At 72.0% G+C, this 23,347-nt stretch carries 17 protein-coding genes; 2 read left to right on the top strand and 15 right to left on the bottom strand.

The features are described 5' to 3' along the window. Positions 1-43: 43 nt before the first annotated feature. From ADL03_RS14675 to ADL03_RS14640, 8 genes are all read right to left on the bottom strand, one after another. Complete coding sequence (locus ADL03_RS14675) at positions 44-1,168, bottom strand: glycosyltransferase (protein WP_053733907.1); 1,125 nt, start codon at positions 1,166-1,168, stop codon at positions 44-46. Beyond that, positions 1,165-1,935, bottom strand: a complete 771-nt coding sequence (locus tag ADL03_RS14670) for an alpha/beta fold hydrolase (protein WP_053733906.1) — start codon at positions 1,933-1,935, stop codon at positions 1,165-1,167. The genes ADL03_RS14675 and ADL03_RS14670 overlap by 4 nt, the downstream gene beginning before the upstream one ends. After that, on the bottom strand, positions 1,928-2,188 hold the full coding sequence (locus ADL03_RS14665) for an acyl carrier protein (protein WP_053733905.1): 261 nt from the start codon (positions 2,186-2,188) through the stop codon (positions 1,928-1,930). Before ADL03_RS14665 ends, ADL03_RS14670 begins: the two co-directional genes overlap by 8 nt. After that, on the bottom strand, positions 2,188-5,994 hold the full coding sequence (locus ADL03_RS14660; RefSeq protein ID WP_053733904.1) for a type I polyketide synthase: 3,807 nt from the start codon (positions 5,992-5,994) through the stop codon (positions 2,188-2,190). Before ADL03_RS14660 ends, ADL03_RS14665 begins: the two co-directional genes overlap by 1 nt. Next, positions 5,982-12,551, bottom strand: coding sequence for a type I polyketide synthase (locus ADL03_RS14655; RefSeq protein ID WP_197288318.1), 6,570 nt, complete (start codon positions 12,549-12,551; stop codon positions 5,982-5,984). Before ADL03_RS14655 ends, ADL03_RS14660 begins: the two co-directional genes overlap by 13 nt. A 291-nt stretch (positions 12,552-12,842) precedes the next feature. Next, positions 12,843-13,637: an NAD-dependent protein deacetylase of SIR2 family gene (locus ADL03_RS14650; RefSeq protein ID WP_053733903.1), complete on the bottom strand. Its 795-nt coding sequence runs from the start codon at positions 13,635-13,637 to the stop codon at positions 12,843-12,845. Continuing rightward, the gene (locus ADL03_RS14645; RefSeq protein WP_053733902.1) at positions 13,634-14,488 is read right to left on the bottom strand and encodes a protein-ADP-ribose hydrolase; all 855 of its coding nucleotides are present in this window, start codon (positions 14,486-14,488) and stop codon (positions 13,634-13,636) included. The genes ADL03_RS14650 and ADL03_RS14645 overlap by 4 nt, the downstream gene beginning before the upstream one ends. Positions 14,489-14,490: 2 nt before the next feature. Then, complete coding sequence (locus tag ADL03_RS14640; protein ID WP_053733901.1) at positions 14,491-15,243, bottom strand: nuclear transport factor 2 family protein; 753 nt, start codon at positions 15,241-15,243, stop codon at positions 14,491-14,493. Positions 15,244-15,298: 55 nt separating this feature from the next. Between ADL03_RS14640 and ADL03_RS14635 the strand changes: the two genes are divergently transcribed. Next, positions 15,299-16,135: an AraC family transcriptional regulator gene (locus ADL03_RS14635; protein ID WP_053733900.1), complete on the top strand. Its 837-nt coding sequence runs from the start codon at positions 15,299-15,301 to the stop codon at positions 16,133-16,135. Here ADL03_RS14635 and ADL03_RS14630 read toward each other — a convergent pair. Further along, positions 16,112-16,981, bottom strand: coding sequence for an aminoglycoside phosphotransferase family protein (locus tag ADL03_RS14630; protein WP_053733899.1), 870 nt, complete (start codon positions 16,979-16,981; stop codon positions 16,112-16,114). The genes ADL03_RS14635 and ADL03_RS14630 overlap by 24 nt on opposite strands. Before the next feature lie 78 nt (positions 16,982-17,059). On the opposite strand from ADL03_RS14630, the gene ADL03_RS14625 reads away from it, so the two are divergent. Further along, positions 17,060-17,653, top strand: coding sequence for a YdcF family protein (locus ADL03_RS14625; RefSeq protein ID WP_053733898.1), 594 nt, complete (start codon positions 17,060-17,062; stop codon positions 17,651-17,653). Positions 17,654-17,785: 132 nt separating this feature from the next. Here ADL03_RS14625 and ADL03_RS14620 read toward each other — a convergent pair whose 3' ends face one another. The 6 genes from ADL03_RS14620 to ADL03_RS14595 form a co-directional block, all read right to left on the bottom strand. After that, positions 17,786-18,223, bottom strand: coding sequence for a winged helix-turn-helix domain-containing protein (locus tag ADL03_RS14620; protein WP_053733897.1), 438 nt, complete (start codon positions 18,221-18,223; stop codon positions 17,786-17,788). Positions 18,224-18,233: 10 nt separating this feature from the next. Further along, on the bottom strand, positions 18,234-19,181 hold the full coding sequence (locus ADL03_RS14615) for an ABC transporter substrate-binding protein (protein ID WP_053733896.1): 948 nt from the start codon (positions 19,179-19,181) through the stop codon (positions 18,234-18,236). Then, positions 19,178-19,927 (bottom strand): amino acid ABC transporter ATP-binding protein, encoded by a 750-nt coding sequence (locus tag ADL03_RS14610; RefSeq protein WP_053733895.1) that lies wholly within the window; start codon positions 19,925-19,927, stop codon positions 19,178-19,180. The genes ADL03_RS14615 and ADL03_RS14610 overlap by 4 nt, the downstream gene beginning before the upstream one ends. After that, positions 19,924-20,799 (bottom strand): amino acid ABC transporter permease, encoded by an 876-nt coding sequence (locus ADL03_RS14605; RefSeq protein ID WP_053733894.1) that lies wholly within the window; start codon positions 20,797-20,799, stop codon positions 19,924-19,926. The genes ADL03_RS14610 and ADL03_RS14605 overlap by 4 nt, the downstream gene beginning before the upstream one ends. A gap of 105 nt (positions 20,800-20,904) precedes the next feature. Then, positions 20,905-22,176 carry an LLM class flavin-dependent oxidoreductase gene (locus ADL03_RS14600; RefSeq protein ID WP_053733893.1) on the bottom strand — a complete coding sequence of 424 codons (1,272 nt, stop codon included), beginning with the start codon at positions 22,174-22,176 and terminating at the stop codon, positions 20,905-20,907. Beyond that, positions 22,173-23,036 (bottom strand): LLM class flavin-dependent oxidoreductase, encoded by an 864-nt coding sequence (locus ADL03_RS14595; protein WP_053733892.1) that lies wholly within the window; start codon positions 23,034-23,036, stop codon positions 22,173-22,175. The genes ADL03_RS14600 and ADL03_RS14595 overlap by 4 nt, the downstream gene beginning before the upstream one ends. Positions 23,037-23,347 lie beyond the last annotated feature (311 nt).

The following is a 23,347-nucleotide window of genomic DNA, read 5'->3' as shown; positions in this document are numbered from 1 at the left end:
AGGCCAGACAGGATCCAACCAGACAGGATCCAAGCCGGAAGAATCACCCTGCCACCACCTTCTCCAGTCGATCGGCGGCCGCCGCGGCGCCACCGGCCGCGAGGAACGACTCCCGCACGAGCTCCGCGGCGGCCGCGTACTCCGGCTCACCCAGCACGGATTCCAGTGCGGTGCGAATATCGGTCGAACGGGCGCGCGAGTAGGTCAGCCGGACGCCCGCTCCCGCGGCCACGACCTGCGCGGCGACGGTCGGCTGGTCGTCCCGGATCGGGGCCACGACCAGAGGCAGCCCGTGCGCCAACGCCTCGCACACCGTGTTGTGGCCGCCGTGCGTGACCACCGCGTCCAGGTGCGGCATCAGCGCGAGCTGCGGCACCGACGGCCGCAGCAGCACGTTGGCCGGCGCGGGCCGTTCCGGTGCCACCATCACGACCCGGACGTCCAGCTCCGCCACGGCGTCCAGCGCCTGGGTGAAGAACCGTTCACCGGCCGATCCGTTCAACGTGCCCAGCGAGATCAGCACGTTGCGGCGGCCGAGGCGCTCCCACGGGAACTCGGCCCGTTCGACGCGGTGCGCGAGCGCGGGCCCGACGAACGCCACCTCGTCGCCGAAGTCGCCGGACACCAGGGCTTTCGTGCTGTAGACGAGCACGAGCCGGTCGGAGAACCGGATGTCGCCGCCCGCGAAGTCGTGCAGCAGGCCGCGCACCCAGGCGTCGACCTTCGGCATCGTCCTCAGTGGGGTGACCAGCTCCGCCGAGGTCGCCGCGGACGTCACCCACGGCAGTCCGGCTTCGTTCGCCACGCGCGGCCCCGCCAGCGCCTGCTGGTCGGCGACGACCACGTCCGGCGCGAAGTCCCGCACCGCGGCGGCGACACCGGGCACCATCGCGTGGCCGAGCGGGATGAGGAACTCCTCCCAGAAGAACTTGAGCACCGCCATCCCGCGCAACGCGAGCCAGCGCTCCCGCTCAGCCCTGATGCCGGCTTCCAGCCCGTCGTCGATCGCCGGGTGGATCACCGCGTGGTCGGGCAGCAACGGCGCCAGCGTGCCGGGATGACCGACCCACGCGACGTCGTGGCCGCGCGCGAGCAGCTCGCCGCCCACGGACGCGGTCGGGTTGACGTGGCCGGTCAATGGCGGCACCACGAACAGGAACCGGCTCATGACGGCAGCCAGTCGTAGAGGACGTCGAGCAGTTCGGCGGTCGCCTCGCGCAGCACGGTGTGGCCCAGGCCGGTCACCACGTGCAGGCGGCAGGACGGGATCCGCTCGGACAGCTCGGCGGCGGCGCCGACCAGCTCGGACTCCGCGCCGAAGACGCCGAGCACCGGGCACCGCACCTGCGTGAGGTCGAGCTTGGCCCCGGAGCCGAGGTCATCGATCAGCGTGGTGCCGTTGAGCAACGCGTCGGCGTTCAGGGCGAGCTTCGCGATCTTGCGCTGGCCCAGTGCCATCAGCTGGTCCTGCGTGCGGTCGAACTCCAGGCCCAGCGCGGCGACCGTGAGCGTGTTCGTGATGTCCTCGAACCACGCGTCGCCGACCACTCCCCCGCACGCCGACTCGACCAGCACCACACCGGCGACCCGTTCCGGCGACTGGACGGCCGCGTGCATCGCGACCACGCCGCCGTAGCTGTTGCCCAGCAGGAACACCGGCTCGGTCACGCCGATCCCGTCCAGCACGGCCACGAGGTCGAGCGCGCTCTCCTCCGGCGTGTACCCGGACGGCGGGCGCTCGGAAAGCCCGTGGCCGCGCAGGTCGAACAGCACGGTGCCGAACCCGCGCGCGGCCAGCGGCGCGGCGAGGGTGTAGTAGAAGCTGGAGAGGTTGTCCATCACCAGTCCGTGCACGAACACGATCGTCGGCACGTCCTGCGTCGGCTCGAGCCGCTGCACGTGGAAGCGCAGCCCTCGGGCGTGGACCTCAGACACGGGCCGTGATGTGGTCGACGAGCCGGCCCACGGACATCGCCATGATCTCGTCGATGTCCATGTCCGCGAGGAAGGCCACCAGGTCGACGCCGTAGTGGGCGTTGAGCCGGTCGGCCAGCGCGACGAACTCGATCGACTCCAGGCCCAGGTCGTCGCTGAACGTGGTGTCGCGGGTGATCTCCACGCCCAGCAGGAAGTCAGGCCCGACCACCTCGGAGATCATCTTGGCGACCTGCTCCAGCACCTCGTCCATCAGTTCTCCGTCCTCACCCGAGCGGCGGCGTTTCCCTTGTCGGCAACAACGTCGAGCTGCGGCACGGCGAACGCGCCGCGGACCCGCGCACCGGCGTCGACGGTCAGCTCGGCCGGGTAGACCGGGCCGGCGCCGCGGTTCCACAGCCACGCGCGCACGGCGTCCTTGACCGCGATCACGCGCAGCAGCCAGGCGCGTTGCGCGGGCACGTCGAGCCCGGCGTAGTGCCGTCGTTCCGCGGAGTTCAGGTAGCGGCGCATGATCAGGTCGCGGGTGGCGCTGTCGGACCACCTCTCCTCAACCCGCAGCCACTCACCGTCCGGTGTGGACAGCAGCTCGGTGCCGGGCCGGAGCTTGACCTGCCAGATCCGGTCGTCGGTGGTGAACCGGCGGGTGGTCCAGCCGGTGATGCGGCACCACAGCACGCCGTTCACCGCCAGCTCGGCGTCGGCGACCATCGACTGCGCGGTGACCTCGCGGATCCGGGCGGTGCAGTGGACGTCACCGGTGGGCGCCGGGCCGTGGAACGACACCTGCTCGATCCCGGTCGGCAGCACGGTCTGGTCGACGGTGTGCACCACCTGCATCCAGTGGCCGATCAGTTGCCCCGCGCTGTCCAGCAACGCGCCCGGCGCGGGCAACGGCGTCAGCACGCCCGAGATCCCGTTGTCCGCCAACGACTCGATCTTCGTCACACCGGCGAACGCCGGGCCGTGGAACATCCAGTTGTCCCGGTACAGCTCGTCGGCCGTGACCGGTGCCGCGCGGGTGCCGTGCAGCTCGATCTCCAGCGGCCGCGGGTCGACCGGGCTCATCAGCACGACACCCTCGGCGTAGTCGCCGACCTTCACCACGACCCGGCCGGGCCCTTCGGCGCGTGCACTGATCCGCGCGGTCGTCGCGGGCAACGCGGTCAGCCAGCGCTTGGCCCTGACTCCGGCGAACCCGTGCACGGTCCCGCCGGTCAGCCCGCGGGCGGCGTCGGCGAAGACCTCCAGCAGCCCGGTGGCCGGCACGATCGGGAAGCCGTCGGCGAGGTCCGGCCAGCCCGGCGCCTGTGGGAACACCGAGTGGTCGACCAGCTCGGGCATGGTGTGCAACGAGAACTCGCGGGTGAAGCTCATCTCGTCCGGCGGCAGCGCACCCGCCACCTCGGCCGCGACCGCTGCCCCGCGCCCACCCGCGCTGACCAACACCCCGCGCCCACCCGCTGCCTCGGCCGCGACCGCGTTGGGACGCAAAGCATCCGCTACCTCGCGCGCCACCGCGTTGGGGCGCAACGCGTCCACCACCTCGCGCGCGACCGCGTTGGTGTGGGCCACGAGCTTGGTGACGGCGGCCGACATCGGGCTGTCGCCGGCGATCAGGACGGGTTCGGTGCCGAGCGGGTCGACGGTGATCTTCGGGGTGCCGAGCCGGAGCCGGACCCGGTGCGCGGTGCCGCGCTTGAGCCCGAACGCCCACAGCGCTTCCGGCGCGATGTCGGCGTTGACCGCGAGGTGCGGGCGGTCGGACAGGGTGTCGGCGACGAACCCGGGCAGGCTGCCCTGCCCGATCTGGACGAACGCGCGGAAGCCGGCCGAGTGCAGACGTTCCAGCAGCGGCCGGAACCGCACCGGTTCGACCAGGTGCCGCAGCACCAGGTCGCGGACTTCCTCGGCGCGCATGGGCTCCAGCGAGTTCGCCGACCACACCGGGATGTCCGGCGTGCGGACCGGCAGGCGGTCGAGCATCTCACGGGCGCGTCCGAGGTGGGGCGCGAGCGCGGGTGTGTGGAAGCCGGTGCGGAACGGCATCAGCTGCGCCATCACGCCGTTGGCCTTGAGCTTCGCCAGCACGAGTTCGACGCGGTCGATCGGGCCGCAGACCACCGACTGGTGCGGGCAGTTGTCGTGGCTGACCGTGACGCCGTCGACCAGGTGCTGTTCGGCGACGTCCACCGAGCACCCCAGTGCGGCGTAGGCGACGTCCACGACGGCGACCGCGCCCGGCCCGAGCGCGCCGACGAACTCATCGATCGTCGGGTAGATGCCGCCGACGACCATCGCGGTCCACTCGCCCATGCTGTGCCCGGCGAGCGCGCCGGGCGTGAGGCCCAGCGCCATCAGCTCGCGGGCCTGGCGGCGGCCGTCCTGCAGCAGCGTGACGGCGTGGTCGACCACCTCGCCGGTGAACTCGCGTTCGAAGCCGGGGAACACGAACGCGACCTGGTCGGTGCCGGTGACCAGCGGCTGCGGGGAGAACCAGATGTCGTGGCGGCCGGGCCAGGTCTTGCCCTGGGCGATGACGCGTTCGGCCAGCTTGAGCTTGCGGTCGTCCGGGTTGCCGATGGCCAGCCGGAACGCACGATCGGCCTGGGAGGGCCTCCGTTCGCGGACCGCATCGACCAGTTCCTCGGCCGTGTCCGCGGCGAAGGTCATGACCGGCTTGCGCGGCGTGGCGACCGTGTGGCCGTCGAGCACGGCGTGGGCGTTGATCCCGCCGAACCCGAACGCGTTCACGACGGCCCGGTGCGGTCCCTCCCAGTCCCGCGCCGCGCTGACCGGCGTGAAGCGGGTGTTGCGCAGCGCCGGGTGCGGCTGCTCGACGTGCAGGGTCGGCGGCAGCGTGCGGTGGTGCAGCGCGAGCGCGGCCTTGATCAGCCCGGCCATCCCGGCGGCCGGCATGGCGTGGCCGATCATCGACTTCACCGTGCCGATGCCGATCTCCTCGCCCTCCGCGCCGAACGCGGTGACCATCGTGGCCAGCTCGGCGGCGTCACCGGCGGGGGTGGCGGTGCCGTGCGCCTCGATCAGGCCCGGTGCGTCAGTGCGCGGGTCGAGCTCCGCGTTGGCCCACGCCCGCCGCACGGCCAGCAGCTGGCCCTCCGGGTTGGGCGTCATCATGCTGGTCGCGCGGCCATCGCTCGCGGTGCCGATGCCCCGGATCACGGCGTAGACGCGTTCGTCACCCACGTCTTCCAGGCGCTTCAACAACACCATGCCGACGCCTTCGGACAGCAGCGTGCCGTCGGCGTTCGCGTCGAACGGCCGGATGCGCTCGGTCGGGCTCAACGCGCGGAGCTGCGTGAAGACGCTCCACAGCGTCGGGTGGTGGCAGAGGTGCACCGCACCGGCCAGCATCGCGTCCGCGCGGCCCTCCCGCAGCTCGCGGACGGCGTGCTCGACCGCGACCAGCCCGGACGCGCAGGCCGCGTCGACGGTGTAGGCCGTGCCGCGCAGGTCGAACCGGTTGGCGATGCGGGAGGCGGCGAGGTTCGGCACGAGCCCGATCGACGCCTCCGGCTGCTCCGGCCCGAACCGGTCCCTGACCGCCTGCCGCACCGTGCCCAGCTCCGCGCTGCCCAGTCCCGGGAACAGGTCGCGCACGACCGAGAGCACCTCGTCGGCCAGCCGCACCCGCTGGTCGAGCCGCGCGCAACCGGGCGTGAGGTAGCCACCGCGGCCGACGACGACGCCGATCCGTTCCCGTGCGGGCAGAACCGGCTCGCCGCCCGCGTCCGCGATCGCCTCCGCGGCCGTGGCGAGGGCAAGCAGCTGGTCGGGTTCAGCATCGTCCACTGTGGACGGCATGATGCCGAACCTGGTCGGGTCGAACTCGGCCAGGTCGTCGACGAACCCGCCCCTGCGGCAGTAGAACCGGTCGCCGCCGGTGCTGTGCCGGTCGTAGTAGGTGGCCGGGTCCCAGCGGCCGGGCGGGACCTGTCCGATGGCGTCCACACCGGACACGATGTTGCGCCAGAACGTCGTGGCATCGAGCGCGCCGGGGAAGACGGCGCCGATGCCGACGATCGCTATGCCTCCCATTGGTAGACCACCTGCACGTCGTGCCCCGCGGCGATCTCGTTGAGCAGCGCGTCGACGCCCTCCTCGGGCTTGATCAGCGGGATGCCGCGGCGCGCGTACTCGCCGGCCAGCCCGGCCGCCATGCCCGCACCGGCCCAAGGTCCCCAGTCGACGGCGACGACCCTGCGCTGGGTGCCCCAGAACCGGGCCATCCGGTCGAGCGCGTCGTTCGCGGCGCTGTAGTCGGCCTGGCCGCGGTTGCCGAACACGCCGCTGACACTGCCGAACAGCACGAGGAACCCGTCGGTGAACACGTTGGCGGCGTTGACCTTCGTCGCCCAGACCCGGTCGAACGACCGCTGCGTCTTGTCCGCGATCAGCTTGTCGTCGAGCACCCCCGCGCCGTGCACGACACCGTCGAGCCGGCCGAACCTCGCCTTGACGTCCGTCAGCACCCGACGCACGGCCTCCACGTCAGTGACGTCGCACACGTGGTAGCGGACACTCGACGCCTTGGCGTGCAACAGTTCCAACGTCCGCCGCACCTCACGCGCGGCGAGCACCCCGCGTGCCTTCGCCGGCACGTCGTCGGTGACCCCGCTGTCGAACAACGCCTTCACGACCTCGGGTTCGGTCGTGGCGTGGGCGAGCCGGTGGTCCTCCGGCGCGACCGGGGTGCGGCCGATCAGCTCGATGTGGCAGCCGGTGCGTTCGGCCAGCGCGATCGCGGTCAGCGCGGTGATGCCGCGGGCACCACCGGTCAGCAGCACCACGCTGTCCGCGTCGAGCGGGAGGTCGCCGCCGACCGGTTCCGCCGGCAGCGCCTCGATGACCTGCCTGCGCCCGGCCTGGTGGCCCACGACCGCCGGGCCCGCGCCGAGCTCGGCGACCAGCGCGGTGGCGATGTCGCGGTGGCTTTCCTTGGGGTTGAGGTCGATCGCCCGCACCACGAGGTCCGGGTACTCCAGCGCGGCCGTGCGGATCAGCCCGTGCAGGCCGATGTCGGCGGGCAGCTCGTCGGGGGTGTGGTCGAAGCCGAACGTGCCACCGCCCGTGGTGACCACGACGAGGTGCACGCCGTTGGTGACGCACGCCTTGACCTCGCTGAACGCCTCCGGCAACCGGGCACCGAGCCGGACCACGAGGTCGACACCGGCCAGGTCCGCCGGGAACGACGGCTCGACGCGCGGGCGGGCGGTGTGCTTCTCCAGCAGGTCGGCCAGTTCCAGGCCGATGCCGTTGTCGTCGACGATCAGGACCGTCTTGCCGGTGAGGTCGACGGGGTGTGCGGGTTCCGCCGCGACGACCTGGGGAACGCGCCGGACGAGCCGACCGAGCGTGGGAGTCGGTGCCGCGCCCGCGCCGGGTGCCGCGCCCACGCCGACGAGAGAGCCAACGGCAGGGCCGGCGAGGGCTGGTGAAGCGGTGAGAGCGGGGGTGGGTGGCGCCTCGCCGAACCAGGCCACGATCCCGTCGATCGTCTTGAGCTGCGCCAGCTCGTCCACCGACCCCGACGCGCCCAGCTCACCGACCAGCTCCCCCACGATCTCCGCGCGTTTGATCGAGTCGATCGACAGGTCCGCTTCCAGGTCCAGCCCCGGTTGCAACATCTCCACCGGATAGCCCGTGCGCGTGCTGATCGTCCGCACCACCACGCCCCGCACGTCCCTGGCCGCGGCCACCCCGGTCACCGGTGCGGCCGCACCGAACCAGCCGACGATCCCCTCGATCGTCTTGAGCTGCGCCAGCTCGTCCACCGATCCGGACGCGCCCAGCTCCCCGACCAGCTCACCGACGATCTCGGTGCGTTTGATCGAGTCGATCGACAGGTCGGCCTCCAGGTCCAGCCCCGGTCGCAGCATCTCGACCGGGTAGCCGGTGCGGGTGCTGATCGTCCGCAGCACCACCGTGGTCACGTCCTCCTGCTGCCGCGCCACCGGTTCCGCGACCACGGCCTCGACCACCGGCACGGGTGCCGGGACCGCGGCGGGGGCGGTGCCGAGGTAGCTCAGCAGGACGTCGCGCTGGGCGCTGACCGCGTCGCGCATGCCGTCCAGGAACTTCTCGACGATCTCGTCGCGGCCCAGCCCGGCGCCCGTCCGCAGCGTCGGGAGCTCGGTCGCGGGCCGGAGCCCACCGGGCAGTGCGTTGCCGTTCGCGTCCCGCACGAGACCTCCATCCACGTACCAGTTGGGCCGTGGCGGCACGGCCGTGGCGGGTTCGGCCCTGTCCTCGAACAGCGGTGCGGTGTCCACCTCGACACCGGCGACCGCGAGAGCGGCGAGCGTGCGCAGGAACGTCACGTGGTCGTCGCAGCGCAACGCCTGGTGCGGCCGGTCGCCGAGAACCTCGCCGACCAGCGCGGTCAGCACGCCGCCCGGTCCGGCCTCGACGAAGATCCGCGTACCCGCCGCGTACATCGACTCGACCTGCTCCACGAACCGCACCCGGCCGGCGAGCTGGTCGGCCAGGCCCGCGCGGACGTCGGTGTGCGGTGCGGCGGTCACGTTCGACCACACCGGGAACCGCGTCCCGCCGGTGGGAACGGCCGCGAGCCGGTCCGCGAACCGGTTCCGCGCGCCCGCCATCAGCGGGCTGTGGAACGCGGCCCCGACCGGGATCTTCTTCACGGTGAGCCCGGCGGTCCGCAGGACCTCGACGGCGTTCTCCACGGCGGCGGTCGGCCCGGAGATCACGACCTGGTCCGGCGAGTTGTGGTTGGCCACCACGACGTCCGCGGGCAGCAGTGCCTCGACCTCGGCCACCGGCGCGGACACGGCGGCCATCGTGCCGGGGTCGTCACCGGCCGACTCCAGCATCGCCTCGGCACGGGCCGTGCTGAGGGCGAGCAGGTCGGCGGGGGTGAACACGCCGGCCGCCGTCAACGCGACAAGCTCGCCGTAGCTGTGGCCGCCGGCCAGGTCCGGCCGCACGCCGACGGAGTCGAGCAGCGCGGTCACCGCCAGCCCGGCGATGCCGAGCGCCGGCTGGGCGTTGCGGGTGTCGGTGAGCTCGGCGCGCTGCCGTGCGACGTCGTCGGCGGTCAGCGCGGCCGGCGGGAACATCACCCGCTCGTAGCGCGGGTCCACCAGCTCCTGCAGCCACGGGAACGCCGTGACCAGGTCCAGCAGCATGCCCGGCCGCTGGCTGCCCTGGCCGGGGTAGAGGAACGCGACCTGCTGCCGTTCTCCGTTCCTCAGCCGCACCACGTCCGACGCGCGCCACGCCTCGACGTCCGCCAGCGCCGTGCGCAGACCCTCGTGGTCGCTCACGACGAACGCCGCCTGCACCATGCCGTCACCGCAGGCCGCGGCCAGCGACCGCAACGGCGTGCGCTCGTCGACGAGCGCGGCGAGCCGGGCGGCTTCCCGTTGCGCCGCAACGCGGTTCTCGCCGCGGACGAGGAACAGCTCGGCCGGCCACGCGGTCAGGCCGTGCCGCGGCTGGTCGGCACCGGTGTACCCGGCGATGACGGTGTGGAAGTTGGTGCCGCCGAACCCGAACGCGCTCACCCCGGCGACCCGGTCGCGGGCCGCCCAGGTGCGGTGGCCGAACGTGAACGGGCTGGTCCGCGCGTCCCAGAAGGCGTTGGGCCGCTTGACGTGCAGCGTGCCGGGCCGGACTCCGGTGTGGACGGCCAGCGCCGCCTTGATCACCCCGGCCAGCCCCGCCGCGCACTTGGTGTGCCCGATCTGCGACTTCACCGAGCCGATCGTGCAGCTGCCCGGCTCGGCCCCGGCGAACATCTCGGTCAGCGCCGCGAGCTCGGTCCGGTCGCCCACGACGGTTCCGGTGCCGTGCGCCTCGACCAGCCCGACGTCGCGCACCGACACGCCCGCCGACGCGTAGGCCCGGCGCAGCGCCCGTTGCTGGCCTTCGGGACGTGGCGCGGTCAAGCCCAACGACCGGCCGTCACTCGACGCGCCGATGCCCTTGACCACCGCGTAGATCCGGTCTCCGTCGCGTTCGGCGTCCGCGAGCCGTTTGAGCACCACGCACGCGACGCCCTCGCCGAGCGCGATGCCGTCGGCGGCCGAGTCGAACGTGGCGCAGCGGCCCTCGGCGGACAACGCCTTGACCGACGCGAACATCTGGTAGTCGTGCGCGCTGTTGTGCAGGTCGACGGCGCCGCACAGGACCATGTCGCTGGTGCCGCCGACGAGTTCCTTGCACGCCACGTCGAGCGCGGCGAGGCTCGACGCGCAGGCCGCGTCGACGGTGTAGTTCGCGCCGCCGAGGTCGAGCCGGTTCGCGACCCGGCCGGCGATCACGTTGCCCAGCACGCCGGGGAACGAGTCCTCGGTCAGCGCGGGCAGGTGGTCGTCCAGGCCCCGGATGCCGAGCGCGGGCAACGCGGTGCGGACGGTGTAGGCGTTCGCGAGGTCGGCGCCGGCCTCGGCGCCGAAGATCACCGACGTGCGCTCGCGGTCGAACACCCGCGTCGCGTACCCGGCGTCCTGCAACGCCTGCGCCGAGACCTCCAGTGCGAGCAGCTGCGCGGGCTCGATCGAGGTCAGCGACGCGGGCGGGATGCCGTAGGCGAGCGGGTCGAACGCCGTGCGCGGGAGGAACCCGCCCCGGCGGAACGGGCTGCCGTAGCGGTCGGGTGACCAGCGGTCCGGCGGGATCTCGGTGATGGAGTCCCTGCCCGCCAGCACGTTCGCCCAGAACTCAGCCACGTCCCGCGCCCCCGGCATGATCGCGGCCATGCCGACGATCGCCACGTCCAGCGGCTTGGCGGTCAGCTCGTCGTGGGCGCTCTCCGGCAGCACACCGGACACGATCTCCTCGTGCAGCGCGGCGATCGTGGTCCGTTCCGAGCGCAGCGTCGCGACCTGGCCGATCATGAACATGCCCTCGCGGCGCTGCTCGTCCTCGCCGACCTCGACCAGGCCGTCGTCGCCGCGCACGAGCCCCCGGCTGGCGAGCCGCAGCCGGCCGAGGTTGAGCTGTTCGAGCCGTTCCCAGCTCTCCTGCCGCGGCAGTCCGGCGAGCCGGTCCCGCGCCTGCTCGAACGTGTCCACATAGGACGTCTGCGCGCACCGGACCGCGTGGCCGGGCGAGGTCTCCAGCAGTGCCGTCTCCTCGCACTCCAGCGCGACCTGCTGGAACACCGGCTGGATCGCGCCGTGCTCGACGGCCTCCTCGGTGAACAGGTACGCCGTGCCGACCAGCACACCGATCGCGGCACCACGGGCGGCCAGCGGCGCGGTGAGCGCGTCGACCATCGCGGCCGACCGCGCGTCGTGGATGCCGCCGGCGAACAGCGCGACCACGTCCTGCTCCCGGCCGCGCAGCACGTCGACCTGCTGCTGCCACAACGTGAAGCTGGTCCGCGGACCGGTGTGCCCGCCGCACTCCGAGCCCTCGAAGACGAACTTGCGGGCGCCCTCGTCCAGGAACCGCTTGAGCAACGCGGGCGACGGCACGTGCAGGAACGCCTCGATCCCGGCGTCCTCCAGCTCACGGGCCTGCGCGGGCGTGCCACCGGCGACGATCGCGTACCGGGGCCTCGTCCGCAGCACCGCGGCCAGCTGCCGGGCGCGCAGCGCGGCCGGGGCGAACCCGAGCAGCCCCACGCCCCACGGCCGGTCGCCGAGCCTTTCCGCTGTGCGCACAAGGAGTTCGTCGACCTGCTCACCCTCCATCAGCGCGAGGGCGAGGAACGGCAGCGCGCCACCTTCGGCGACGGCCGCGGCGAACGCGGGCTGGTCGCTGACGCGGGTCATCGGTCCCTGCGCGATCGGGTACCGCAGGCCGGGAACGCGGTCGCAAAACGGTCCGCCGGCCCGGATCGAGCGGTGTTCGCCCGCCCGCGCGAGATTCTCGCGAACCGCCCGGTCAATGGCACCGACGACACCGCCGACGGTGCCGAACGACCTGCGGTTGAATTCGGCGAATGCGCCTTCTTGACCTATTTCGAGCGTGTTCTGCCGAACGTGCACCCGCACCCCGGCGCGCACAACCGTGTCGGCGCCGTCCATGGCGCTGATCGCGTTGACAATTTCGCCCGAAATGTGTTTTCGCACCTCGGCGACGAGCGCCAGCTGGCCTTCCAGCACCACCCCGCGCGCACCACCGGCAACGGCCGCGGCCGCCGTGTCCGGCCCGATGCCACCCCAGACCCAGACGGGCAGATCGGTCAGCGCGAGCACCTGCTGGAGCAGGACGAACGCGGGCGAGCCACCCACCCGGCCGCCCGCCTCGGCACCCTTCGCGATCAGGCCGACCGCACCCCACTCGATCGCCGCAGTCGCTTCGGCCACCGAGGTGACCACCGCGAGAACGCGGCGTTCACCCAGCTCAGCACGGTCGGGGACAGCATCGCCGAGATCGGCGACGACGGTGTCGACGGCGTCGGGCAGGCGGACCGGCAGCGGTCCGCGCAGCCGCACCCCGAACGTGCCGGGGTGCCGTGCCGTGACGCGGCCGAGATCGCGGGCGGCGTGCGGTCCGAGGTCGAGCACACCGAGGCCACCCGCCCGTTCGGCGGCGACCACGAGAGCTGGGTTGGGGGTGCCGAACGGACTCAGGCACAGCACCCGTTCAGGATCCGACAGCATGTCCACTGCGCTCACTTCCTCACCCTGCAGGGTGGGGAGAAAGGAATTCAGCTTGCGTTCCTACTGACCGGTACGGTTAGTTCGCGATCACCGTACGCACAAACCACAGGTGCCGTCGAGGGGGGTGATGAAACTTTCTCATGTACGTAACCTGACGAATGAACCCGAACGGCGGGAACGCTGTACTCCGGATCGGCGATGGCGCGACGTGCTATGGCGCGCGACGTCCTTCAGTCCGACAGAGCGCACCGGCGCGGCCCCTCGGTGACGGGACCGCACCAGTTTTCCGCTGCCGCGCCGACGCGGTCACGGCAAGCCCAGCACCTCCGCGACGTCGGCCCGGACGGACACCGACCGCTCAGCAAGATCAGCGGGCACCTCGGCGTGGTCCCGGTTGATCCGCACCAGCCGCGCCCGCGGCAGTCCGCGCACCAGCGACTCCACCGGCCGGCGGATCACCGTGGGCGTGCTGTACCCGGCGCCGATCTCCACGACGAGCAGGTCCCCGGGGCGGTTCACCCACTCGCGCAACCGCTGACCGTCCGGTGCGTAGTGGTCGGCGACGTACTCGGGTCCCTTGTGCACGTTGAGGAACACCGGTCCGGCACACCGCGGGCAGGTGGGCACCGCCGACGCCTCCCCCGTCTCCGGGTCGAGGCCGGCGAGCGCTGCCTCGACGATCGGCCTGCTGTCCCACGTCTCGCGCGTGCACGGCGTCTCGCACTGGTAACGCCCGTAGTCGCCCTGCGGTGACCAGACGTCGGTGAAACCGTTGCGGGCGAACAACCCGTCGACGTTGGACGTCAGCACGAAGTTGTCGCGCGCGCCGATGACCTCGCGCAGCCGCGCGTACATCGGGTTCGGTGCCGGGCCGAACCGGATGTCGTCGACGTGCACGGACCAGTAGCCCCAGAGCAGCCGGGGTGGCAGCGGCAGGCCGATCAGCTGATAGCGGGCCCGCAGGCCCATCCGGTGCAACACCGGGAAGAGCTCGGCGAACCGGCGGGTGTCGGTGTAGTCGTACCCGGCCGCCGCCGACAGTCCCGCGCCCGCCGCGACCAGCACCCGGTCCGCCTCGTCCAGCAGGCGTTCGACCGTCATCGCAGGACCTCCCGGTAGGCCGCCTCGTCCTGGGCGGTGTAGGTCACGAACACGACGCGGTCGAGCCGGCCGGGACGTGCGGCGAGCCAGTCGCGCACGACGTCCACCGCGATGCGGGCCGCGGGCTGCCTCGGGAACCCGAAGAGCCCGGTGCTGATCCCGCAGAACGCGACCGTGCGGATCGCGCCGACCTCGGCGGCCAGGTCGAGGCAGGACCGGTACGCGTCGGCCAACGCGGTCTCGTGAGCAGGCCTGAGGTCACCGCGCACGATCGGGCCGACGGTGTGCAGCACGAACGGCGCGGGCAGGTGGTAGCCGCGGGTGATCTTGGCGATGCCGGTGGGTTCCGGCGCGGCCTGCGCGGCCATGATCCGGTGGCAGTCCGCGCGCAGCCGTGGACCGGCGGCGGCGTGGATCGCGTTGTCGACGCACGGGTGTACCGGCTGGAAACAGCCCAGCAGAGCGTCGTTCGCGGCGTTCACGATGGCATCGGCTTTGAGCAGGGTGATGTCGCCGCGCCACACGGCGATCGGTGCGGGCAGCGACCGGGCATCGGTCAGCGCGTACTGCTCGCGTTCGCCGCCGAGCACCGCGTCGAGCACGGCCTGCAGGTCAGTCGCCAGCGGGGCCGGTTCGCGCACGGTCAGCAACGACCGCAGCAACCGCCGCTGCTCGGCGGGGATGTGCGGGAGGGCGAACCGGCCCACTCGCGGGTCCTCGCCGAGCAGCCGCAGCGCACGGCCGGTCAGCACGCCGAGGCGGGCCGCCGGCGCGGGCGGGTGGAGCGGGTGGAACGGTTCGTCCAGCGCGACCGCGTCCCGGTAGTCGCGCAACGGCAGTGCGGTCATCATGGTCAGAACAGGCCGTTGCCGTGCGGCAGCTCGGCCGGGACCGGTGCGATCACGTCCCAGTGCTCGACGATCCGGCCGTCGGCGACCCGGAACAGGTCCCAGTACGCGACCGGCTCGCCGAACTCGCCCTCGGACTGCAGCAGCACCAGGTCGCCCTCCGCCACGACCCGGTGCACGGTCTTGTAGAGGAGGTGGCGGCCCTGCTCGGCCCACCTCGCGGCGGCGGCACCGAACCCGTCGAGGCCGTCGGCGGCCTCGGGGTTGTGCTGCAGGTAGGTCTCGGTCGAGATGAAGTCGGTCAGCACGGAGTAGTCGGCGTCCCGCAGGACCCGTTGCGCGAACTCGCCCACGAGCGAGCGGGACCGCTCGGTGTCGGCGTCGGCCGGTGCCGCGGGACCGTCCGTCTGGGACCGTCCACTGGCGGTCCGCTCGACGACGGGGGTGAGCGCGTCCCAGTGCTCGGCGAGCTTGCCGTTCTCGACGCGGAACAGGTCGAACGCGACCAGCGGCTGCGGGCCGAAGCCGTGGTAGACGCCGTGCAGCGCAACGAGGTCACCGTCGGCGACGACCCGTGCCAGCTCGTAGTGGAAGCCCTCCGGCAGGTTGGCGACGAGCCCGCGCAACGCCTCGGGGCCGTCACCGATCAGCGCGCTGTGCTGGCGGTAGTCCGGTGCGACCCAGCGGTCCACAGCGGACGGGTCCTTGGCGCCGAACAGCTCGCCGGCGGCCTTGAGCACGAGTTCCTTGTTGTCCATGCCGGAAACTCTGCCGCGCCGGTGGCCGCCGGACGAGGTAAGATCCGGCTCCACCATGGTCAGAAGTGGACAGCTCGTCGAGTTCGGCTTCAGCAACCCCGACCGCCCGCGGCTGGGACTGGAGGCGGTGGACCTCGCCCAGCTGCGGCGCAGGCTCAGCGAGAACACGCTGACGCAGGTGCACAGGACCGACTTCCACCAGCTGTTCCTCGTCACCGCCGGACGCGGCTCCTGCATGGTCGATTTCGTGGACCACCCGTGCGGACCCGGCACGCTGCTGCACGTCAGCCCCGGCCGCGTTCTGCGGCTGCCCACCGGCACGTTGAAGGCGCACGTCGTGCTGTTCACGCCCGCGTTCCCGCCACCGCTCGACGGCGCCCGGCCGTTGCTCAGCCCGTTCGGCCCGGTGCGGTGGGTGGTGCCCGCCGGGGAACGGGCCGTGCTGGACCGGGCCGCGCGCGACCTGCGGCACGAGTACCGGCGCGTGGTCGGCTCCGGTGCGCCGGTCGAACTGCTGCGGCAGCTCACGGGCGTGCTCCTGCTGCGCATCGCCCGGTTGCCCGCGGCCTCCGGCGGACCGGGTGACCCCCGGTTCGAACGGTTCCAGCAGGAGCTGGAGCGGTCGTTCGCGGTCACCCGCAACGCCGCCGACTACGCGGCCCGCGTCGGCTACTCGGTGCGCAGCCTGAACCGGATCTGCGTGGCGGCGACCGGCCGGTCGGCCAAGGCATTGATCGACGCGCGGGTGGCGCTGGAGGCCAAGCGCCTGCTCGTGCACACGGACCTGTCGTCGGCGGCCGTCGGGCACCGGCTGGGGTTCAGCGAGGCCACGAACTTCACGAAGTTCTTCACCCGCGAGGCGGGCGTCTCACCCGGCGCGTTCCGCCAGTAGCTGGCCGAGGATGTGCTGGGCGATCCTGACCAGGAACGGGTTCGTGTCCCGGTAGTACGGCAGCGCCAGCACCGCCATCTGCAGCGCCCAGCCGCGTGCTCGCGCCCACGCGGCGTCGTCGAACCCGACCTCGCGCCGGAACGCCGCGCGACCCCGTTCGTCCAGGTACAGGTAGGCCGTCATCAGGTCGCCCGCCGGATCGCCCACGCCGGCGCTGCCCCAGTCGATCACACCGGTCAGGGTGCCCGCGGTGAAGAGCAGGTTGCCCTCGTGCAGGTCGGCGTGCAGCCAGCGGCCGGGCCCGTCCCAGCGCGGTGCCGCCAGCGCCTCCTCCCACACCGCCACGAGCCGCGGGTCGTCACCGAGCACGGCGATGTTCTTGCGCACCAGGTCGTCGGAACCGGACTGGTCACGACGGCCGCGATAGGTGGTCCACTCGACTCCCGTCGCGTCGACGCCGTGCAGTGCGGCGACCACCTCGGCCAGCCGGTGCGGCGTGTCGTCGGCGGTCCGCTCGACCGGGAGCGTCTCGCCGTCCAGCCAGCGCACCACGGACCAGCGGTACGGGTAGCGTTCGGTGGGCTCACCGAGCTCCAGCGGCTCGGGAACGGCCACCGGGAGGTGCGGTGCGAGCCTCGGCACGGTGACGGCGTCCCGTTCGGCCTGGTCGCGCGACCACCCGATGCGCGGCAGCCGGACCGCGAGCTCGTCACCCAGGCGGTAGATGGCGTGGTCGGTGCCGCCGTGCCGGAGCTGGGTGATCTGCAGGCCGTGCCAGCGCGGGAACTGCGTGCGGACCAGTTCGTCCACAAGGGACACGTCCGTGGCGATCTCGCCGTCGTGCATCGATCAGCTCCCCCGTGCTCCGGTGCCTCGATGCAACACCGGGCGAGCGGGGCGGAGCAACTGGTTTAGAGTCGGTGCATGAAACTGCGGACCGGGGTGGCGGTGGCCGCGGTGGTGGCCCTGGGCTGGGGAGAGTGGCTGAACCGGCGGTGGTCCGGCGTGCTCGTGCGGCCTGGCGAGGGTGGCTCCGAGGCCGTGGTGGTGCTGGGCTACCGGAACACCGGGACGACCGCGAACCTCGTCAACCGCTGGCGGGTGCGTGCCGGTCTGCGCTCCGTGTCCGCCGGCGACGGCCGGGCCACGCGCGTGATCTTCACCGGTGGCGCGACCGGTGCCGGTGCCTCGGAGGCCCGGCTGATGGCCGGCCACGCCAGGTCCGTGCTCGGGTTCGACGGCACGGTGCTGCTCGAAGAGGAGAGCAGGACGACGTGGGAGAACGTCACGAACGTGATCCCGCTGATCGAGGACGCCGACCGCATCAAGATCGTCTCCCAGCCGGCCCACGCGCTCAAGGCCCGCGCCTACCTGCGGCGGCAGCGCCCCGACCTCGCCGAACGGCTCGTGCCCGCGGCCGACTACCGCTTCGGCGAGTGGCTGCTCCTCAAACCGCTGCTGGCCCTGTACGGGCTGTGGACGCTCCGCAGGCTGCACCACGACGAGCGGCGGGCCTGAAGCCCGTCCCGACCACCCTCCGGCTTCGCGCGGCGGTTCCCGGTGACCCGCCGCGCCACCGGTTTCGGCCACCCGCTGTCTTCCCAAGGCGAAGCGGTGGCCTCCCGAGGAGGCATCGGGAGGCCACCGGGCTCATCCGGCGCGGCGGTCGGCCAGCCGCACCACGTCGGCCGCGCGGTCGATCCGCACCCGGCCCGCGGCGACCAGGTAGCCGACGCCGCGCACGGTCTGGATCACGTCACCGGCGGCGCCGAGCTTCTGCCGCACCCGCCGCACGTGCACGTCGACCGTGCGGCCGCCGCTGTGGTCGTCGTGGATGCCCCACACCGCCGACATCAGCTCACGGCGCCGGTGCGCGCGGTCGGGGTGCTCGCACAGGTGCAGCAGCAGGTCGAACTCCAGCCGGGTCAGCTCGACCGTGGTGTCGCGGTGGCGCACCTGCCGGGCGTGCGGCAGGATCCGCACCTCGGGATCGGGCTCCGCGGACACCAGGCCCACGTCCTGCAACGCGCCCAGCAACCGCGCCGCGGCCTGGTCGTCGTCGGTCTCGATGGTCAGCACGAGTCGCACGACAGGCTCCTCAGGAGGTCTTCGGCAGGCCCGGCGGGTTGATCTCCGAGGCCGGCACGGCTTCGTCGGCCAGGCCCCAGCGCTTCAACACCTCCGCGTACTTGCCGTTCGCGATCAGCTGGTTGAGCGCCTCCTGCACGGGCACGACCAACCCGTTGCCCTTCAACGTGGTCACGGCGATCTTGCCCTGCACCGACGCGCCACCGGAGAAGGTGCCGATCACCTCGGTCTCCCCGGACGCGGCCGCGTGGTAGGCCGCCGTGGGGTTGGGGCCGAGGTAGGCGTCGATGCGCCCGGACTGCAGCGCCAGGTAGTAGTCCGAGGACTTCTGGAAGTACTTGATGTCGGTGGCCTTCAGGCCCGCCGCGACGTTCTGGGCGCTCCAGTCGACCAGGATCTTCTCCTGGTTCGTGCCCGAGGTCACCGCGATCACCTTGCCCGCCACGTCCTTGGGCTCCTTCACCTTCCAGGTGCCGCCCTTCTTCGCCTCGAACGCGAGCGTGTCCAGCCGGTAGGTGGCGAAGTCGTACTTCTCCTTGCGCGCCTCCGTGACCGTGATGTTCGACAGGCCCACGTCCACGGCGCCGCTGTCGATGCCGACGAACAGGTTCTCCCACGACGACGTCTCCAGCCGCGGCTTGAGCCCCAGCACGTCCGCGACGAGGAACGCGATGTCGGTCTCCACACCGATCACCGTGCGGTCGTCTGTGGCGTAGAACCGCAGAGGTGGTGCGGTACCTGTGTCTCCGCCCACGACGAGCTCGCCCTTGGAGCGGAACTTCTCCGGCACCTTCGCGGCGATCTTGTCGTCTCTGGCCGCCGTCACCCGGTTCTGGTCGGGACCCAGGCTGACGTTCAGGCCGGACACGGCGGCCGGCTCGCTCTCCGCGGTCCCGCACGCCGCGAGCACCAGCACCAGACCGGCGAGAAGTGACTTGCGCACAACGAACTCCTTCACAGCACCTTGGACAGGAAAGCGCGGGTGCGCTCGTGGACGGGGTGGTCGAGCACCGCGCTCGGCGTGCCCTCCTCGACGACCACTCCCTCGTCGAGGAAGACGATGCGGTCGGCCACCTCGCGGGCGAAGCCGATCTCGTGCGTGACGACGACCATCGTCGTGCCGGACCTGGCCAGGTCGCGCAGCACGTCCAGCACCTCGCCGACCAGCTCGGGGTCGAGCGCGGAGGTGGGCTCGTCGAACAGCACGACCTTCGGGCGCGTGGCCAGGGCGCGGGCGATCGCGACGCGTTGCTGCTGACCGCCGGAGAGCTGCCGCGGGTACGCGTCCTCCTTGTCCGCCAGGCCGACCCGTGCGAGCAGCGAGCGGCCCTCCGCGCGGACCTCGGCGCGCGGACGGCCGTGGGCCAGCGGTGCCTCGACGACGTTCTCCAGCGCGGTCAGGTGCGGGAACAGGTTGAAGTTCTGGAAGACGAACCCGATCTGCGCGCGCTGCCTGAGCACCTCGCGTTCCTTGAGCTCGTACAGCTTGCGCCCGGACCGCCGGTACCCGACCAGCGCGCCGTCGATGCTGACGAACCCGCGGTCGACCTTCTCCAGGTGGTTGATCGTGCGCAGCAGCGTCGACTTGCCGGAGCCGGACGGTCCCAGCACCACCACGACCTCACCGGCCGCGACCTCCAGGGAGACCCCGCGCAGCACCTCGTGGGTGCCGAAGCTCTTGTGCACGCCCAGAACCTCGATCACCGGCGGGCTCCTCGCGCGAAGTACCGCTCCACGTAGTGCTGGCCGATCGAGAGCAGCGTGGTCAGGATGATGTACCAGACGGTCGCGACCATGAGCAGCGCCACGACCCGCGCGTTGCGGCCGTAGACGACCTGCACCTGGTAGAACAGCTCGCCGATCGCCATCACCGACACCACCGAGGTGCCCTTGAACAGGCTGATCACCTCGTTCGCCGCGTTCGGCAGGATCGCGCGCATCGCCTGCGGCAGCACGATCCTGCGCAGCTGGCGGCCCTTCGGCACGCCCAGCGCGGCGGCGGCCTCCAGCTGGCCCGGCTCGACCGAGATCACGCCGGAGCGCACGATCTCGGCGGCGTAGGCGGCCTGGTGCAGCGCGAGCCCGAGGACGGCGGCGCCCATGGGGCTGATCAGCTGCACGGTCTCGAAGGAGTAGAACTCCGGGCCGAACGGGATGCCGACCGACAACCGCTGGTAGAGGTAGGAGATGTTGAACCAGAACAGCAGCTGCACGATCAGCGGGATCGAGCGGAACGCCCACACGTAGGTCCAGCCGACACCCTGCAGGAACACGCTGCGGGACAGCCGCAGCAGCGCCACCACGATGCCGAGCGCGAACCCGAGGACGGTCCCGAGCACGGTGAGCACGATGGTGGTGCCCACCGCGCGCAGGATCGACTCGGCGGTGAAGTAGCGGGCGAACGTCGGCCAGTCCCAGCCGGGGTTGGTGACCAGGCCGTGCACGAACTGGGCGACGAGCACCAGCACGACCGCGATGCCCACCCACCGCCACGGGTGGCGGGCGGGCACAACGGACAACGCGGCCAGATCGTCAGATCTGTCCTTTGTGGACGGTAAGGCGAGGGCAGAGGACATGACAGGTCCTTGTCGGCCAGGTGAGTCAGAAGCGGGGCGCGGCGCCCACAACTCACCGTAAGGACCCGCCGATCATGCGGGCAAGGGCGTCCACGTGGTGAACAACTATCGGACACCGAGGTGATCACGCAGGGTCGGGCCGGTGTAGTCGGCCCGGAAGACACCGCGGTCCTGCAGCAGCGGCACCACGGTGTCGGCGAACTCGTCCAGGCCGCCGGGCGTCACGTGCGGCACCAGGATGAAGCCGTCCGCCGCGTCCTGCTGCACCAGGTCGTTGATCTGCGTGGCCACGCTGGCGGCCGATCCGGTGAACGTCTGCCGGGCGCTCACGTCGATCACGAGGTCGCGGATCGACAGGTTCTTCGCCGCGGCCCTCTCCCGCCACTCCCGCACGGTGGCAACGGGATCCTTGAACATCCGCACGCTCGCCCTGCCCTTGGCGATGGTGTTCTCGCCGGTGAGCGGCTCGACCTCGGGCAACGGGCCGTCCGGGTCGTAGCCGCTCAGGTCGCGGTTCCACACCTGCTCCAGGAACCGGATCGCGGTAGCGCCGCTGACCTGCTGGCGCCGCACCTCCGCGGCCTTCTCCTGCGCGTCCGCGTCGGTGTCGCCGAGGACGAACGTGGCCGCGGGCAGGATCTTCAGCTGCTCGGGCGACCGGCCGTGCCTCGCCAGCCGGCCCTTCACGTCGCGGTAGAACCGCTGTCCCTCCTCCAGGGTCGCGTACCGGGAGAAGATCGCGTCGGCCGTGGCCGCGGCGAACTCGCGGCCCTCCTCGGAGTCGCCGGCCTGGAGGATCACCGGACGGCCCTGCGGAGACCGCGGGACCCCGAAGGTCCCGCTGATGTCGAAGTGCCGGTCGGTGTGCTCGAACGGGCCGACGCCGGTGTCGAAGAGCTTCCACGCGGTGCGCAGGAACGACTCCGCCCTGGTGTAGCGGTCTTCCCGCGCGAGGAACCCGCCGCGGCGGAAGTTCTCACCGGTGAACGCGTCCCACGACGTCACGACGTTCCAGGCGGCCCGGCCGGCCGAGAGGTGGTCGAGCGAGGCGAACTGCCGGGCCACCTCGTACGGCTCGTTGAACGTCGAGTTGATCGTGCCGGCCAGCCCGAGGCGGTCGGTGACGGCGGCCAGCGCGGCGAGCACGGTGAACGTGTCCGGGCGGCCGACCACGTCCAGGTCGTAGATCCGCCCGCCCTGCTCGCGCAGCCTCAGGCCCTCCGCGAGGAAGAAGAAGTCGAACTTCGCCCGTTCCGCCGTCTGTGCCAGGTGGACGAACGAGGAGAACTCGATGTGGCTGCCCGCCGCGGGATCGCTCCAGACCGTCGTGTTGTTCACGCCGGGGAAGTGCGCGGCGAGGTGGATCTGCTTGGTCATCGCGCACTCCCCGCCGCGTAACGGTTCTCCGGCCGGGTGAGACCGAGGCGCGCACGCAGGGTCGGGTGCTCGTACTCGGTGCGGAACAGCCCGCGCTCCCGCAGCCGCGGGACGAGGTCCCGCGTGACCGCGTCCAGGTCGCCGTGCAGGCGGAACCCGGCGAAGCCCTCCGCCTGCCACGCCAGCAGCTCGTCGGGGGTCGCGGTCGCGTCGACGTCGCGGTACACGAGTCGGTCGGACGCGGAGGCGTCGTGGGAGAACACGACGTCCGCGAAGCCGGGCTCGGCGGCGGCGATCAGCGGCTGCCCCTGCGGCGGCCGCGGCGTGATCGACGGGCCGCGGACGTCGAACCAGCGGCCCTCGAAGTCGATGTAGTGCAGTTTCTCCCGGTCGACGAACCGCCCGGTGGTGACGTCGCGGATCTCCGCGTCGTCCTCCCAGCTGTCCCACAACCGGCGCAGCACCTCGGCGTAGTCGGCGGCCTCCTCCCACAGCTCGCCGGGAGAGCCGATCTCACGACGGCCGAAGTGCTTGGCGTGTGCCGGATCCGGTGCGACGTCGAGCAGCACGCCGGCGCGTCCGCCGCTGACGTAGTCGAGTGTCGCGATCGCCTTCGACACGTGGAACGGCTCCGTGTGCGTGACGACCGCCGTCGGAACCAGGCCGATCCTCGACGTCAGCGGCGCGACCCTGGCCGCGACCAGGACCGCGTCGAGGCCGGGTGTGCCGCCCAGCGAGTCGTCGAACGTCACGAAGTCCAGCTTGGCGTCCTCGGCCGCCCGTACGGTCTCGATCCAGTACCGCGCGGTGAACTCCCCGGTCACGGGCAGTGCGACGGCCAGGTGCAGTGGTGCTCCCACCGATCCCCCTCTCGTCGGGTCCCCGCAGTCTGGCCGCGTTGCCGCGCACCGTGCTGCGGTGGCCACAGGGTGGGATCGATCGCGAGATCGGGAATATTTTCGGGCCGGTCGCACGGGCGGTGTGACGTCCGCCATCCCGGGGCCCGGCTCACGCGTGGGGGCGGCCGACACACGGGCACCATGCCCTGCCCTTGGCTACCGTCGGGTTTCGCGTGGTTCCACCGAGGTACCTCAAGTGGTGTGAAGCCAGCAGAACGAGGCCGGGTACCGGCCGAAGGGAACACTGCTGACGGGTGGCGCACGCTGGAACT

Source organism: Nocardia sp. NRRL S-836 (assembly GCF_001279525.1).
Taxonomy (GTDB): Bacteria; Actinomycetota; Actinomycetes; order Mycobacteriales; family Pseudonocardiaceae; genus Lentzea.
Note: the sequence above shows the minus strand (reverse complement) of the source record. Positions and strands in the feature narration are given on the sequence as shown.